Below are 15,653 nucleotides of genomic sequence, written 5' to 3' on the forward strand. Positions count from 1 at the left end.
AACCTGCCGGAACAACTACAACACTGGCAGCCGCAGATGCGGTATCTGCTGCTCGACGAACACCGCTATGCCGAGGCCGAGCTGGCCGGACAGCGGAATCTGGCCGCCGCCCTGTTTCGTCTGGAGAACAGTCGCCAGCCCGAAGACATCGAACGGGTGTTAGCCAGTCTGATCGACTGGTTGACCGCCGCTGAACAGGATGAACTGCGCCGCGCCTTCGTGGTTTGGCTCAAGCGGGTGTTGTTACCGGCGCGCGTGCCCGGCGCAGACCTTCCCCATGTCAACGACTTGCAGGAAATGCACGCCATGTTAGCCGAACGGGTGAAGACCTGGACTGAAGAGTGGAAGCAACAGGGGCTTGATCAAGGCCGGTTAGAAGGTCGGCTCGAAGGTCGGCTCGAAGGTCGGCTTGAAGGTGAGGCGAAGGTGGTACGCCGACAATTGATGCGTCGCTTTGGTCCCTTGCCAGCCTGGGTCGATCAACGTCTGGAGCAGGCCACTGAAGCGGAGTTGGACGCTTGGGCTGAACGGCTGCTGGACGGTCAGACGCTCGAAGCCGTCTTCAACGATCTGAACTGAAGCCGTCAAGATGGAACCCTCGACAGACCGTCGTCATGCTGACGACGGTTTTTCCGATCCTGCTCCGGTCTGGTGGATGGTATCTGGTCCAGTTCTGGTCCTGATTTGGCAGCTCAAACGCCGATGCACTTTACTCATCATTCCGGCTGTCAGCGAACAGTCAGCCGTGACCGCGCATCATGCACCCCATGTACAGCAAACCAATCCATGACCGGTTGTCCGTCGTTATTCTGGGGCTCCTGCTCTGCGCTCCCGTGCAGGCGGATCACGTCATCGACGATGATTCCCGCAAGCATGACCATGAGCATGCCCATCAGGCGCTGGCGCGTGGTGAGGTGCGTCCGCTCGCCGAGATCCTGGCGCAGGTCGCGGTCGAGGTTCCGGGCGAGGTCGTCGATGTCGAGTTCGAGCGCGAGACATGGCGCGGGGCGAAGATTTGGGTCTACGAACTCAAGATCATCAGCCCGGATGGCCGATTGTTGGAGGCGCTGGTCGATGCGGCGACCGGCCATCTGCTTGAGATTGAGGAAGACTGATGCGTATCCTGCTGGTGGAAGACGATGAGCGGGTCGCCGGGGGCGTGAGCGCGGCGCTGAATGCGGCGGGCTTTGTTGTGGATCGCTCAGGCGATGGCGAAGACGCCTGGTTTCGGGGCGAGACCGAACATTACGCCGCCGCGATCCTTGATCTCGGGCTGCCCGGTCTGGACGGTCTGTCGGTGCTGCGCAAATGGCGTGCGGCCGGCCAGCGTCTGCCGGTGCTGATCCTGACCGCACGCGGCGACTGGAGCGAGCGGGTCGAGGGTATCGATGCCGGCGCCGACGACTATCTGCCCAAGCCCTTCCGCATGGAAGAACTGATTGCGCGACTGCGGGCGCTGATTCGCCGCGCCGCCGGGCAGGCGACCGCCCTGCTCGTCAATGGCCGGATGACGCTCGACACCCGCCGCATGGCGGTCAGTCTGGATGGCGTCCCGGTGCATCTCTCGCCGCAGGAATACCGGCTCGTCAGCTATCTCATGCAGCACGCCGGGCGGGTCGTCTCCCAGCTCGAACTGACCGAACAGCTCTATGCCCAGGATTTCGAGCGTGATTCCAATGCCGTGGAGGTGCTGGTCGGGCGGGTGCGGCGCAAACTGGGGACGGATCTGATCGAGACCCGGCGCGGTTTCGGCTATCTGATCGAGCCGGATCAGTCATGAACATCCCGCTGTCTCTTCGTCCGGCGCGCGTGGCGTCTTGAGCCTGGAGATGACACGCCGTTCGCTGCGAGTCAGGCTCTGGATCGGTGCAGCGGTTTCGATCACGCTGGCCCTGCTGGTCGCCGGTCTGGGTCTCGTGACCCTGTTCGAGCGTCATGTCGAGCGCCGGATTGGCGACGAGCTGACGATCCAGCTCAACCAGCTCGCCGCCGCCATTGCAATCGAGGCCGACGGGACCATCAGCCTGAGCCGTGAGCCGCTCGATCCGCGTTTTGGAAAACCCCTGAGCGGTTTTTACTGGCAGATCGATAGCGCCGGTCAGCCCGGACGCCTGCGCTCGCGCTCGCTCTGGGACGACATCATCGAGCTGCCGGACGATGCGCTCGAACCCGCCGCCGTCCATGCCCACACCCTGTCCGGTCCTGCCGGGCAATGGCTTCTGGTGCGCGAGCGTCGGATCCAACTGCAAGCCTTCGGACAGACGCTCGTGCTGCGGCTGGCCGTCGGCCAGGATCGCGCCGCGCTGGCTGCCGCACGCACGGCCTTCGCCGCCGATATGCTGCCGTATCTGGGATTGATCGCGCTGGTCCTCGCGCTGGCGACCCTGGCGCAGATTCAGACCGGGCTGGCGCCACTGGAAGCGGTGCGGCGCGGCGTGGGGGCCATCCGTTCCGGTCAGGATCGGCGGCTCGCCGATGACTATCCCGATGAGGTCATGCCGCTGGTCAGCGAGGTCAACGCCCTGCTCGACGCCCGCGCCCAGGCGGTCGAGCGCGCCCGCGCCTGGACCGCCGATCTGGCCCACGGACTCAAGACCCCGCTCAGCGCCCTGACCGCCGATGCCCACCGCTTGCGCGACAGCGGCAACGCGCAACTCGCCGATGACCTGGAGCAACTGGCGCAAGCGATGCGCCGTCGAGTTGATCGTGAACTGGTTCGCGCCCGTCTGCGCTCCGGCACCGCCGAACATGGGGCGCGGGTCGATGTCGTGGAGACGCTGCAACGGTTGCTGCGCACCTTGCAGCGCACGCCCGATGGCGAACGCCTCGACTGGCGGATCGAAGCGCCGCTCCCGGCTCTGGCCGCCGTCACCCCGGATGATCTGCTGGAATTGCTCGGCAACCTGCTGGAGAACGCGGCCAAATGGGCGCGCACGACTGTCTGGCTGCAAGTCTCCACGGTGCCGCGCATGGGGCAGGCCGCAAACGCCTGGATCGAGATCCGTGTCAGCGATGATGGTCCGGGCGTCCCGGCACAACAACAGCCACGTCTTGGCGAGCGCGGGCTGCGCCTGGATCAGCGTAAGGATGGCACCGGGCTGGGGCTGGCGATCGTGCGGGATGTCGTCGATGCCTATGAGGGGACACTGGTCTTCGGCTCTGCGCGCGAGGGTGGTCTGATGGTCAGCGTGCGACTGCCAGCGGCCCATTGAGCGACGGCTCGGAAGGGGAGGGGCATTTCAGTGAATAACAAAAGGGGACGCCTGCGCGTCCCCCCGATCAAGCACCGATCAGCGGATCGGGCTTAGTTGATCTTCGGATCCAGCTCGCCCTTGGCATAGCGATTGGTCATGGTCTCCAGCGAGAGCACCTTGATCTTGCTGGCGTTGCCGGCGGTGCCGAAGGCCTCGTAGCGCGCCAGACAGATACCCTTCATCGCCTTGGTGGCGGCGGCCAGATACTTGCGCGGGTCGAACTCTTTGGGATTGTCGGCGAAGAACTTGCGGATGGCGCCGGTGGAGGCCATGCGCAGATCGGTGTCGATGTTGACCTTGCGCACGCCGTGCTTGATGCCTTCGGCGATCTCTTCGACCGGCACGCCGTAGGTCTCGCCCATGTCGCCGCCGAACTGATTGATGATCGCCAGCCATTCCTGCGGCACCGAAGAGGAGCCGTGCATCACCAGATGGGTGTTGGGGATGCGGGCGTTGATCTCCTTGATGCGCTGGATCGCCAGGATGTCGCCGGTGGGCGGACGGGTGAACTTGTAGGCGCCGTGCGAGGTGCCGATGGCGATGGCGAGTGCATCGACGCCGGTCTTCTTGACGAAATCGGCGGCCTCTTCGGGGTCGGTCAGGAGCTGGCTGTGATCCAGCGTGCCCTCGGCGCCAACACCGTCTTCCTCGCCGGCCTGTCCGGTTTCGAGCGAACCCAGACAGCCCAGCTCGCCCTCGACCGAGACGCCGCAGTCGTGCGACATCTCGACCACGCGGCGCGTGACCTCGACGTTGTATTCATAGGAGGTCGGGGTCTTGCCATCGGTGCCGAGTGAGCCGTCCATCATCACCGACGAGAAGCCGAGCTGAATCGATCGCTGGCAGATGGCGGGCGAGGTGCCGTGGTCCTGATGCATGCAGACCGGAATGTGCGGCCATTCCTCAATGGCGGAGAGGATGAGGTGACGCAGGAAGGGCGCACCGGCATATTTGCGCGCACCGGCGGACGCCTGGACAATGACCGGGGAATCGGTCTCGTCAGCCGCTTCCATGATGGCGCGCATCTGCTCCAGGTTGTTGACATTGAAGGCGGGCACGCCGTAACCGTGTTCGGCGGCGTGGTCCAGCATTTGACGCATTGAGATCAGGGCCATTGTGTACTCCTCGTGTCGGAACGACAGTTGATCAAAAATGAATGATGGCGCGAGAAGGAATAAGAAGACAACGCTGACAGGTCAACCGAAAAACCGGCTTAACGTCTTCTGAATCCAGCCCTTTTTTGTCATTTTGTTTACGCACAACGCATAATCTCTATCGTCTTTTTTGATATGGTTGGTCAGCCATATCTGCAATTCGGATAAGAGTTTTGGCGTGACGTCTTTCCCGCTTTCATGCTGCCTGATGTATTCATTGATATGCAGGATGAAGGCGTCATGAACCTTCTTGTGCGACTCGGCAAGCGGGTACCTGGACTGCTTCATGATGTCTTCCTCAAAGACAAAATGAGTGCGCGTGTAATCGACGAGCGCAGTCAGGATGGTTGAGACTTTATCTCGGTTCTGCTCCTGTTTTGCCAGATGTAAATCATTGATGTAATCAACAATTCGCTGATGTTGACCGTCAATGACATCAACTCCGACGGAAAGTGATTGATCCCATGACCAATAGCTCATCGCTCCTCAATCCTCGTTCAAGACCCTGTGCTCACCGACCCGCATGATCTTCATGATGTTGGTCTGGCCTTCGACTCCCGAGCGGTCGCCCTTGGTGACGATGACCAGATCGCCGTCCCGCACGGTTCCGCGCCGCAGCAGTTCCTCAATGACCTCGTAGTTGACCTCATGGATGTCGGTGCTGGAGACATCGAAGGCGATCGGATAGGCGCCGCGAAAGAGTCTCACCTTACGGCGGGTCGGTGCAAACCGGGTGATGGCGTAGATGGGAATGCCCGAGCTGATGCGCGACATCCATTTGACCGTCGAACCCGTTTCGGTCAGGGCCGCGATGGCCTTCACCCCCAGATGATTGGCGGTGTACATGGCGGCCATGGCGATGGCCTCATCGACGCGCCCGAACACCGAATCCAAGCGGTGCCCGGAGCGGGTGACGTTTTTTTCGGCTTCCAGACAGATGCGGTCCAGCGCCTCGACCACCTTGGCCGGATACTGGCCGATGGAACTCTCCGCCGACAGCATGACCGCGTCGGTGCCGTCGAGCACGGCATTGGCGACATCGAAGACCTCGGCGCGGGTCGGGATCGGGTGCTCGATCATCGACTGCATCATCTGCGTGGCCGTGATGACCACGCTGTTGAGTGCGCGGGCACGGCTGATGAGGTGTTTCTGTACCGCAGGCAGTTCGGCGTCCCCGATCTCCACACCCAGATCGCCGCGCGCAACCATGATGGCGTCGGAGGCGTTGATGATGTCGTCGATGACGTTCAGCGCCTCGGCGCGCTCGATCTTGGCAACGATCCCGCCGTGTCCGCCAGCCGCACGGAAGAGCTCGCGCGCCAGCCGCACATCCTCGGCATTGCGCACGAAAGAGACCGCCAGATAGTCGGCATCGATCTCGGCGGCGAAGCGGATGTCTTCCTTATCTTTCTCGGTCAGCGCGGGCGCCGAGAGTCCGCCGCCTTTCTTGTTGATGCCCTTGTTGTTGGAGAGCGGGCCGCCAACGATGACCTGGCAGTCGATGCGACTGTTGGCAACCGATTCGACCAGCAGTTCGATGGCGCCGTCGTCCAGCAGCAGGGTGTCGCCAGGCTGCACGTCCTCGGCGAGCCGGGTGTAGGTGGTGCCGACCTGCGTCTGGTCGCCCTCATTGATGCCGCAGGCGAGATCGATGGCGAAGCGGTCGCCGGGGCTGAGTTCGATCCTGCCCCCGGCGAACTGGCCGATCCGGATCTTGGGGCCCTGCAGGTCCATCAGCAGCGCGACTTCGCGTCCGATGGCCAGTGCCCGTTCGCGGATCCGGTTGGCGCGCTCACGGTGCCGGTCGTGGCTGTCGTGCGACAGGTTGAGCCGGACGACATCGACGCCAGCGTTGATGATGTCGTCCATGATGGCGGACGGGTCCGTCGCCGGACCCAGGGTGGCAACGATCTTGGTGCGTCTTGGCATGTTTTTGAGCCTCCAGCTTTCAGCCGCCAGCCTCCAGCCCCCGAGCTGATCGCTGGGGGCAGGAGGCTGATCGCTGGCGGCTGATTAATCCTTCGCCCGTGATTCGAGCATGGCGACCGCCGGCAGTGTCTTGCCTTCCAGATATTCGAGGAAGGCGCCGCCAGCGGTCGAGATGTAAGACACCTGATCGTAGATGTCATATTTCTGGATGGCGGCGATGGTGTCGCCGCCACCGGCCAGACTGAAGCCGTCCGCATTGGCAATCGCCATCGAGATGGTTCTGGTGCCCGCGCCGAACTGATCGAACTCGAAGACGCCGACCGGGCCGTTCCAGACGATGGTGCCGGCGCTGGCGATGATGTCCGCCAGTTCCTGCGCCGACTTCGGGCCGATGTCGAAGATCATGTCATCATCGGCAACCTCGGCTGCCGGCTTGACGACTGCCGGTTCGTTTTCGTCGAATTTCTTGCCGCAGACGACGTCGGTCGCAATCGGGATGGTGGCGCCGCGCGCGGTCATCTTCGCCATCAATGCCTGGGCGGTCGGGATCAGATCATGCTCGCACAGCGATTGGCCGACCGGGAAACCGGCGGCGGCGAGGAAGGTGTTGGCGATGCCGCCGCCGACCACGAGCTGATCGACCTTTTCGGACAGGGCTTCGAGCACGGTCAGCTTGGTCGAGACCTTGGAACCGCCGACGATGGCGACCATGGGCCGGGCCGGATTGGCGAGCGCCTTTTTCAAGGCATCCAGTTCCTCGGCCAGCAGCAGACCGGCGCAGGCGACCGGGGCGAATTTGCCCGCGCCATGCGTCGATGCCTGGGCACGGTGGGCGGTGCCGAAGGCGTCCATCACGAAGACATCGCAGAGCGCGGCGTATTGCTTCGACAGCGCCTCGTTGTCCTTGCCCTCACCCGTGTTGAAACGGACGTTTTCCAGCAGCACCAGTTCGCCGTCGGCGATCTCGGGGGGCTGGTCCAGATAATCGCGAATCAGCCGGATCTCATGCCCCAGCTTGGCGCCAAGTGCTGCCGCGACCGGCTGCAACGAATCCGCTTCCGAAAAGATGCCTTCCTCGGGACGGCCCAGGTGGGACATGACCATGACCCTGGCGCCAGCCTTGATGCAGTGCTCGAAGGTCGGCATCGAGGCCGTGATGCGCGCGTCGGACGTGACCTGGCCATTCTTGACCGGCACATTGAGGTCGGACCGGATCAGCACCCGCTTGCCGGCGAGGTCGAGATCGGTGAGCTTGATGAAAGACATCGTGGCAGTTCCTCGCAGAGCAAATAATGTGAATTGGTTTGGTGTGACGGATTTGGAGTCTGCTTGTATGGCAAAGCCGGTCAATCGTCAAGGATGAGCTGACATCCAGCGTGATTTGTCTCAGCGCGTCGCGGGATACTGGTCATCATCCAGGATTTGCGACTCGGTATAGGGACAGGTTGCGGGAAAGGTCTCGCGCGGCAGTCGGCTTTCCTTGCAGGCGAGATCGACGGCATCCGCATGTGCATCCTGGAAAATCCTGTTAATCCTGTCCATTTTAGGCGGGCACGGGTATGCGTTTTTCAGCAGATCGCTTTAGCGGCGCATCCCCAGCCGCTGGCCGAGCCGAACCTTCTGGCCGGGGGCGAGGCCGGGATCCCACTGCACCCGGTCGCGCGGGAAGAGCAGGATCACGGTCGAGCCCAGATTGAAACGACCCATCTCGGCGCCCCGTTCCAAGTGGATCGATTGTCCTCCATTTTCATGAGCAACATGTTGCAGCGAACGTCCGCTGTGCGGCGGGGTGATCGCGCCGGCCCAGACGGTCTCGATGCCGCCGACGAAGATGGCGCCGATCATCGCCAGCGCCATGTCGCCGGCCTCGGTCGCAAAACGGCAGACGACCCGTTCGTTGCGGGCGAACAGACCGGGAACGAGCTTGGCCGTGGTGTGGTTCACGCTGAAGAGCCGGCCCGGCACATAGGTCATCCCCGTGAGATCGCCGGTCAGCGGCATGTGGATGCGATGATAATCGCTTGGCGCCAGATAGATGGTCGTGAAGCGTCCGCCATCGAATGGATGGTCGGCGCCGGGCGCCAGCCCCAGCAGATCGCGCACGCTGTAATCATGCCCCTTGGCCTGGATCAGTCTGCCGTCAGTCGTAATGGGGCCGATCTGACTGATGCGACCATCGACCGGGCAGAGAACCACCAGCGGATCGGGATCCAGCGGGCGCGCGTCGGGTCGCAGCGGGCGGGTAAAGAAGGCGTTGAAATGCGGATAGGCGGACAGATCCGGCTCCACCGCCTGCGTCATGTCGATCTGATAGATCCGCGCGAACTGTGCGATCAGCAGCGATTTGAGCGGACGCCATTGAATCCGTGCCAGACGGTGCATCAGGGTGGACAGCCCGTGCTGCGGCAGAAGATGCTGGAGCGCGACGAAGAGGCGCTCGGACAGGCGCGGGGCAGGGTGATCGGTCATGGATTCTCCGCACAGAGGGTCATGGAAGGTCGGGTGGACATCGGCCGGATGCGTCCCCATTAGGGTCGGTTCCGGTCGATCCGGACGGGAAGCGGGCAGGGGCACAGTATAAGTGCCGGTTTCAGGCGGCTCAAGGCACTGCCGGCGGCGGTCAGACGACATCATCAGCGAGGTCGAGATGTGCAGCAAGATTGACAAGACAGATGCCGAGTGGCAGGCGGAACTCACCCCGGAGCAATATCGTGTGTGCCGCCAGAAAGGCACCGAACCGGCCTTTACCGGCCAGTATTACGCCTTCAAGGAGCAGGGCGTTTACCGTTGCGGCTGTTGCGGCGAGCCGCTGTTCCGCTCGGACGAGAAATACGATTCGGGTTCGGGCTGGCCGAGCTTCTGGCAGCCGATCGCACCCGATGCGCTGGCGACGCACGAAGACGCCAGTCACGGCATGCAGCGCACCGAAGTAGTGTGCAGGGCGTGCGGCGCCCATCTGGGGCATGTCTTCCCCGACGGTCCACGCCCGACCGGTCTGCGTTACTGCATCAACTCGGTGTCGCTGGCGTTTGAGCCCGGCGGGTCTGGAGCGCCCGAACCGGAACGGACACCGCTTTAAGCCGGGAGTGTCGTGTCCTCCCTCCAGCGCGGAATCGACCTCAATTTGCTAAACCGCGTCCAGCGCGATATGCGTAATTTTCATTTTGTGTTTAGCTTTGGAGATGTCATCGACATCAGTGGAGACGCGGTTTAAAATTTTATATTTTTTAATATCTTAAACCGCGCCAGCTCTAACGGTCGTCGATGCTGCCAAGGCCGCCCCAATCCCCAAACATCACATACCGCACCGGGCGCGGTTTATAAGGTCGGAACCTGACCCAACAGGAGACAAAGGAGATGACGAATCTGTATGCCACGATCCGGCAGGCGGTCGTTGATGCGGCTGGCATCAGTGTGAATGCAACCCTCTCGGCACTGGATGGGACGCGGCACGTTCTGCCGCCGACCTACGCCGACGCCCCGCACAAACACAACATGACCGCCCCGGACAGGCAGGGCATCGCGGCCTGGGTCAGTCTCGACAGCCCCGCCTCCTTCGCGAATCGCATCGAAGATCAACTGGTGCGGGCGAAATTGAATCTGGATCCGTTGCGCGTCGCCGTTGCTGGACAGACGCTTTCGACCATGCAGATGCCGCATCGCGCCTTCGATGCCATTCTGCGCGATTGCCTGCTCGATGGGGTGCCCTTTCGCAAGACCGAGATCGGTCAGGCGATCATCAAGGCGTCGCCAGCGGATGCGTTAGCTCTGCTCCGGTATGACCCGGCGATGCTCCTCCTGGGTGGCTGGGACTCCACCGGAATGGGCGACAACAAAGGTCACGAACGGAAATGGCCCGCAGTGGCGAGCATCGAAATCTTTGGTATCAACGCCATGCCGATTGGCCGCGCTGGAGGGCGCCTTGATCCGCTCGGCATCACGCTGGATGCGGGGCGCGTCATCCGCGAGGGCGATTCCTACCAACTGGTTCCTGAAGGTGAAAAACCGCCAGCGGGGGCGGAGCGCCCATCGGAGATCAATCACGGCAACATTGCCCCGACCATCAGTCCGAAGGGGGTTCTGGTCGAGGACATCAAACTCGCCGGGGCCTTGAGTCTGAGCCGTCTGCGTCGTTATCGCTTCGGCGGCACCGCAGAGCAGGACATCGACGCGCGCACGGCGCTCGCGCTCATGGGTGTCTACGGGATCGCGGCGGTAATCGAGGATGGATTGGATCTGCGTCGCGACTGCGAACTGGTGGCGGATGACGTGGCCTGGACGATTCGCCGCACTGGATGCAGCGAATCCATCAAGGTCACGGCGCAGGAGGCGCTGAACGCCTTGCAGCAGGCGCTTGCCAGGATCAACCTCGCCGAGCCGGTGCTCTTCACCGCCGGCCCCAATCTGGAGCAACTGGTCGCGCGGAGTCACTGATGCTGGTGCTGCGCATCGATTTTTTGAACGGCATTTACCATGCCGCAGACCCGACGGCGCCCAGCGATCCAGAATGGCCGCCTCATCCGGATCGGATCTTTCAGGCGCTCGTGGCGGCGGCTTATGGGGCCGGTCTCAATCCATCGCCGCTGAGAGAACTGGAGGGGATCTGTCCTGAACTGATCTTCGGCCACACCCGTGCCGTCCTGCCGGCGACGGTTTATGTGCCGGCGGCCTACAAGGCACCCCAGACGCGGGTCGGCAAGTTCGACCCCATGATCGTCGGCATTCATGACCCCGTCTATGTGGTCTGGCCCCACATCCCGGATGAGCTGCATGCGCCGATCTCGCGGATCGCCGACTCTGTCACCTACCTGGGACGTGCCAAAACACCCGTTGACCTCACCCTCGTCACAGAAGTGCCGCCGTTGCCGCATCATCTGGTCCACTCCGCAGCCGGAGACCGGCTTCTCAGGGTGCCGCAACCGGGTCGTCTGGCGGAATTGGACTCAGCCTTTGCGGCTGGTCGGCGCGCAGCGGTCGCGAGCATGCTTGGCTACACCGACATGCGCGAGGACATTCCACGCTCACCCTGGGGCGAGTTATTGGCGCTCCGTCCCGATCAGATGATCGACATTCGCCGCGCGGCACAACTCGCCACGAGCTTGCGCGCCGCTGTCCTCAGTCGGGCAGGCGATGGCGCTTCGCCCTTGCTCCACGGTCATGCGGGCGAGCATGCGGCCTGGGCGATTCTCCCCGATGTGGGCCATCCCTATGCACGGGGGCATGTCCTCGGATTGGGCCTGTGGCTGCCGGGCGGGATCGACGATGCGGCGCGCACGGCCTGCGCGCTGCCCTTGATGCAGGTCGATCATCTCAAGCTCGGTGATCGCCACATCCGTATCGGCATGCAGCCGGCGCATCAGCCGACACCAAAGGGGCTTTGGCTGCGCACCTGGTCTCGCTCCTCGCGTGCCTGGGCCTCGGTCACGCCCGTTGTGTTTGACCGCCACCCCAAGCGTCTTCAATCCCTTGAAAGCGCGATGGCCGATTCCGCCGAAATGGCGGGCTATCCCCGGCCAGTCGCCATCGAGCTGAGTCAATCATCGCCTTTCAAGGGGGTTCCACTCGCGCACGAGTTCCGACCGCGCAGTAGCGGGCGGTGGACCCATGTCGTGCTGAACTTCGCGCAACCCGTCGCGGGGCCGGTCCTGCTCGGCAAAGACAGACATTTCGGCATGGGACTGATGCGTCCTCTGGAAGGCGACGATGCAGCCATTTGATGCCTGGTATGCGGATCGTCATGGTTATTCACCCTTTCCCTGGCAGGTCCGTCTCGCCGAGCGTATCGCCAGAAACGACTGGCCGGACGCCCTGACCCCACCGACCAGCAGCGGCAAGACCGCCATCATCGACGTGTGGTTGTGGGCGCGCTTGCAGGGCGTTGCCGTTCCCCGGCGCTTGGTCTATGTCATCGACCGGCGCCTGGTGGTGGACGGCGTCACGGCCTATGCCAGCGCACTGACCGCGACCCTGCCCGCACACGAGCAGCCTGTCGTGGTGACGATGCGCGGCGGGATCGCCATCGAGGCAGACTGGCTCGCTGATCCGCTGCGGCCCGCCATCATCGTTTCGACGGTGGATCAGGCAGGCTCCAGACTGCTGTTCAGCGGCTATGGCATCAGCCCCAGGGTTGCCCCCATCCATGCCGCGCTGCTGGGCAACGACGCCCTGTTTGTGGTGGATGAAGTGCACCTTGCGCGCCCCTTTTTGCAGACCCTGAGCAGTGTTGCCAGACAGCGGGGCGGCGCGCTGCCGCTGCCCTGGCGCGTCCTGCCGATGTCCGCGACCTGGGACGGCGACAACCTGCACGGGCTGGACGACGCCGACTGGGCGCATCCGCTCCTGTCGCGGCGGCTGCGATCCAGCAAGCCGGCACGTCTGATCAAATTGAAAAAGGGCGCGGATCTGCCACAGGCGCTCGCCGCCGAAGCGCTCAAACAGCGCGAGGAAGGGGCGGCTGTCATTGGCGTGGTCTGCAATCGGGTGGCCCACGCCCGTGCCGTCTTCGCGCATCTGCAAGCCGCAGGAGACGCCGTGCTGCTGACCGGACGGATACGCCCTGCCGACAAGGCCGCACTCACTGCCGAGTATCTCCCGCGCATGGCCGTTCACACCCGAGGCGGACGCGATCCCTTGTTCGTGGTCGCGACCCAGACGATTGAGGTCGGAGCCGATCTGGATTTTGACGCGATGGTCACGGAATGCGCGCCGCTCTCCGCCCTGCGCCAGCGGGTCGGTCGCCTGAACCGTCTGGGTGAACTCACCAGCGCGTCGCTGACGATCCTCTACATGCCTGCTGAGACCAAAACCGATCCGGTCTATGGCGAGGACATCGAGCAGGCCTGGATCTGGCTCAATGCCGTGGCGACGGGCCATCCCAAAGCGGTCGATTTCGGCATCCAGGCCATGCAGCAGCTCATCGCGAACGCGCCGCCGCCACCGGAGGCCGAGCCGGAAACCCCGGCGCTGTTGCCCGCACATCTCGACCTGCTGTCGCAGACATCCGTGCATCACGGCATCCGGATCGCGCCCTGGCTGCATGGCTGGGAGTCCGGTGCGCCGGATGTCTATCTGTGCTGGCGGGCGGACTGGAGTGAGGGATCGGTCAAGGCCGCACCACCCGTGCGGCAGGAATTGCTTGCCGTCCCGCATCATGCCGTGCGCCGCTGGAGCGCAGACATCGCCGATCTGGAAGGGGCCGGCCAGTCTGGGCGTGACGCGGACGTTGCGCACGTCTTTATCCGCTGGGACGGAGAAGATACGCAGGAAATCAGCACCGAAGCCGTCCGCCCCGGCGATACCCTGGTTCTGCCGACCACCATCGGCGGCTGCGACCGCTACGGTTGGAATCCGGCCTCCCGCGAGCCGGTCAGCGATCTCGGCGACACCGAGCGACGGGTCCGACTCCATCCGGCCCTGTATCCCGATCTCGCGACGGAGATCCGGGCGCTGTTCGACAGCGAAGACACCACGGATCTGGACTGGCGCAATCTGGCGCACCGCACCGGGGTACTGAGCGGCGACCCAGGGCGCGTTGCGATCTACGGCAACGGCCCCGATGGATGCGTGGTCATGCGCGCCACCGAGTGGACCAGCCAGAGCGCCTGCCGCACGGTGCCGCTCGCCAGGCATCAGCAGGCCGTCGCCGAACGCGCCGAATGGTTCGCGCGCGGTAGCGGGCTCGATGCGGAACTGGTCAGCGCCGTTCGTCGCGCCGGTGCGGGACATGACACGGGCAAACAGGATCCGCGCTGGCAGGTCATGGTGGGGGGTGATGGCAGCCAACTGCTGGCGAAAGGGCCGGGAGGCGATACCCGCTGGATCGCGCTGCCGCATGGCTGGCGACACGAGATGGCCTCAGCGGTGCTCCAGAAAGATCCGCTCGTGCGTTATCTGGTCGGCGCACATCACGGTCATGGACGCCCCCTGCTCCCCGTCGCGCCGGATCCCGCCCTGTGGCAGCAGTTGAGCGGTTGGGCGGAGTCCTGCAAAGCGCTTCAGGGGCTCTATGGCGCCTGGGGACTGGCGTATCTGGAAACCCTGGTGCGACTGGCGGACTGGAGCGTGAGCGAGGCGGAACAGGCATGAAACTCACCGCATTGCGACCCAACAACCCGGTGGCGGTCATGGCTGCCTATGGCGCCCTGCGACTCCTGCCGGGCGCGACACTGCGCTGGGACGGCCCGCACCCCGAACTGGCCTGGGATGGCGACATCGTCGCGGCGCTGGCCGCGCGTCTGCCCGAACGGCTCGCGGCCCCTGAACTGAATCTGATCGATGATCCCAGACAGATTGACGGGGCGGCAGGCTATCGGGCGTTGGCGGAGCGGATGCCGACCGAGTGGCTGGTCGCTTATGCCGCCGAGACGGCTGACGGCCTGCGTCCGAGCGGTCTGCGTCTGCTGGGCGGACGACATCAGTTGATTGCCAATGCGCGGGCGATCATGGACGCCCTCGCCCGGAAACCGATCCACGAGAAGATCGACGAGGCGCTGACCGGTCCCTGGCGTTACCAGGACCAGGGCTTGCAGGCATGGGGCTGGGATGCTGCGGCGCGCATCGATGCCAGCGCGTCCGACAAGGCCGTCACCTCGGCGACGAAGTTCGGGGTCTTGGGCGCCTATTGGCTCGCCTGGGAATCGCTGCCGTTCTGGCCGATGGTCAACGGCCAGACGCTCGGCATGACCCGTCAGCACTGGACGTATCCCACCTGCACCAACTGGCTCGGCGCAGAGGGTCTGCGCGCCTTGATCCTGGGCGCAGCGGCGCTGGACGAACGGGAAACGGCGGCCCTCGGTCTGACGCGCTGGCGCTCGGCACGGATCAGAAGCAGCGACTACGGGGTGGTGTTGGGATGGTCTGTCCCACTGTCCGCGCGAACCGCAAGTGACCGCGAAAAGTCCGGGGGATTCGCGCGAACAAAAAAATCTTTTAAGTCAAATGCTTGAGGTCGATCATCGCGGCCATCGATCAAAGCTGGTATCCGGTTTGCGCGGGTTCGCGCAACGAGATGGATTTTGGCTATCGAATCAGATCGCTATGGATGGGCGGTTTCATCCCACTCTGCGGAGTGGGCTTCGTTGAAGGAGACTAAACAGCTTTCACTCGATAAATCAAAGATTGTTTCATCCCACTCTGCGGAGTGGGCTTCGTTGAAGGGAGCGTGATGGTTTGCCACACCGCCAGCTCATCACGTTTCATCCCACTCTGCGGAGTGGGCTTCGTTGAAGGCTGCTGCGTTGATGGCCGCCGCTGCGGCGTCGGCGGCGTTTCATCCCACTCTGCGGAGTGGGCTTCGTTGAAGGCCCAAGCTGTCGAT

Annotated in this window: 15 protein-coding genes and 1 CRISPR repeat array (1 of these 16 running past the window's edge); of the genes, 9 read left to right on the forward strand and 6 right to left on the reverse strand. The window is 63.6% G+C overall.

Going from position 1 to position 15,653, the window contains the following annotated elements:
• The first annotated feature begins 36 nt into the window (after positions 1-36).
• The 4 genes from EDC35_RS10775 (at position 37) to EDC35_RS10790 (ending at position 3,212) form a co-directional block, all read left to right on the forward strand.
• The gene (locus EDC35_RS10775) at positions 37-579 is read left to right on the forward strand and encodes a DUF4351 domain-containing protein (RefSeq protein ID WP_243651616.1); all 543 of its coding nucleotides are present in this window, start codon (positions 37-39) and stop codon (positions 577-579) included.
• Between the two features lie 188 nt (positions 580-767).
• The gene (locus EDC35_RS10780; protein WP_132977269.1) at positions 768-1,115 is read left to right on the forward strand and encodes a PepSY domain-containing protein; all 348 of its coding nucleotides are present in this window, start codon (positions 768-770) and stop codon (positions 1,113-1,115) included.
• A complete protein-coding gene (locus EDC35_RS10785; protein ID WP_132977270.1) occupies positions 1,115-1,780 on the forward strand; it encodes a response regulator transcription factor in 666 nt (221 codons plus the stop codon). Before EDC35_RS10780 ends, EDC35_RS10785 begins: the two co-directional genes overlap by 1 nt.
• A gap of 49 nt (positions 1,781-1,829) precedes the next feature.
• The gene (locus EDC35_RS10790) at positions 1,830-3,212 is read left to right on the forward strand and encodes a sensor histidine kinase (RefSeq protein ID WP_132977271.1); all 1,383 of its coding nucleotides are present in this window, start codon (positions 1,830-1,832) and stop codon (positions 3,210-3,212) included.
• A 92-nt stretch (positions 3,213-3,304) separates the two neighbouring features.
• On the opposite strand, the gene fba is transcribed toward EDC35_RS10790, so the two are convergent.
• The 6 genes from fba to asd all read right to left on the reverse strand — a co-directional run bounded on the left by fba (position 3,305) and on the right by asd (position 8,806).
• A complete protein-coding gene (gene fba / locus EDC35_RS10795; RefSeq protein WP_132977272.1) occupies positions 3,305-4,369 on the reverse strand; it encodes a class II fructose-bisphosphate aldolase in 1,065 nt (354 codons plus the stop codon).
• An 81-nt stretch (positions 4,370-4,450) separates the two neighbouring features.
• Positions 4,451-4,888 (reverse strand): bacteriohemerythrin, encoded by a 438-nt coding sequence (locus EDC35_RS10800; protein ID WP_132977273.1) that lies wholly within the window; start codon positions 4,886-4,888, stop codon positions 4,451-4,453.
• A 6-nt stretch (positions 4,889-4,894) separates the two neighbouring features.
• On the reverse strand, positions 4,895-6,337 hold the full coding sequence (gene pyk, locus EDC35_RS10805) for a pyruvate kinase (RefSeq protein ID WP_132977274.1): 1,443 nt from the start codon (positions 6,335-6,337) through the stop codon (positions 4,895-4,897).
• Between the two features lie 84 nt (positions 6,338-6,421).
• On the reverse strand, positions 6,422-7,603 hold the full coding sequence (locus EDC35_RS10810) for a phosphoglycerate kinase (RefSeq protein WP_132977275.1): 1,182 nt from the start codon (positions 7,601-7,603) through the stop codon (positions 6,422-6,424).
• A 120-nt stretch (positions 7,604-7,723) separates the two neighbouring features.
• Entirely contained in the window at positions 7,724-7,879 is a 156-nt protein-coding gene (locus EDC35_RS10815) for a DUF29 family protein (protein ID WP_132977276.1), read from the reverse strand.
• A gap of 39 nt (positions 7,880-7,918) precedes the next feature.
• Positions 7,919-8,806 (reverse strand): archaetidylserine decarboxylase, encoded by an 888-nt coding sequence (asd, locus tag EDC35_RS10820; protein ID WP_132977277.1) that lies wholly within the window; start codon positions 8,804-8,806, stop codon positions 7,919-7,921.
• A 178-nt stretch (positions 8,807-8,984) separates the two neighbouring features.
• On the opposite strand from asd, the gene msrB reads away from it, so the two are divergent.
• The 5 genes from msrB (at position 8,985) to EDC35_RS10845 (ending at position 15,282) form a co-directional block, all read left to right on the forward strand.
• Positions 8,985-9,416 carry a peptide-methionine (R)-S-oxide reductase MsrB gene (gene msrB / locus EDC35_RS10825; RefSeq protein ID WP_132977278.1) on the forward strand — a complete coding sequence of 144 codons (432 nt, stop codon included), beginning with the start codon at positions 8,985-8,987 and terminating at the stop codon, positions 9,414-9,416.
• Positions 9,417-9,694: 278 nt separating this feature from the next.
• Positions 9,695-10,771 carry a type I-G CRISPR-associated RAMP protein Csb1/Cas7g gene (gene cas7g / locus EDC35_RS10830; protein WP_132977279.1) on the forward strand — a complete coding sequence of 359 codons (1,077 nt, stop codon included), beginning with the start codon at positions 9,695-9,697 and terminating at the stop codon, positions 10,769-10,771.
• Positions 10,771-12,054, forward strand: coding sequence for a type I-G CRISPR-associated protein Csb2 (gene csb2, locus EDC35_RS10835; protein ID WP_165903413.1), 1,284 nt, complete (start codon positions 10,771-10,773; stop codon positions 12,052-12,054). Before cas7g ends, csb2 begins: the two co-directional genes overlap by 1 nt.
• Positions 12,041-14,422, forward strand: a complete 2,382-nt coding sequence (cas3g, locus tag EDC35_RS10840; protein ID WP_132977281.1) for a type I-G CRISPR-associated helicase/endonuclease Cas3g — start codon at positions 12,041-12,043, stop codon at positions 14,420-14,422. Before csb2 ends, cas3g begins: the two co-directional genes overlap by 14 nt.
• Entirely contained in the window at positions 14,419-15,282 is an 864-nt protein-coding gene (locus EDC35_RS10845; protein WP_132977282.1) for a type I-G CRISPR-associated protein, Cas3-extension family, read from the forward strand. The genes cas3g and EDC35_RS10845 overlap by 4 nt, the downstream gene beginning before the upstream one ends.
• A gap of 102 nt (positions 15,283-15,384) precedes the next feature.
• Positions 15,385-15,653: a CRISPR direct-repeat array (repeat unit 37 nt; unit sequence GTTTCATCCCACTCTGCGGAGTGGGCTTCGTTGAAGG) (it continues 199 nt past the right edge of the window).

This window comes from Thiobaca trueperi (assembly GCF_004342175.1).
Taxonomy (GTDB): Bacteria; Pseudomonadota; Gammaproteobacteria; order Chromatiales; family Chromatiaceae; genus Thiobaca; species Thiobaca trueperi.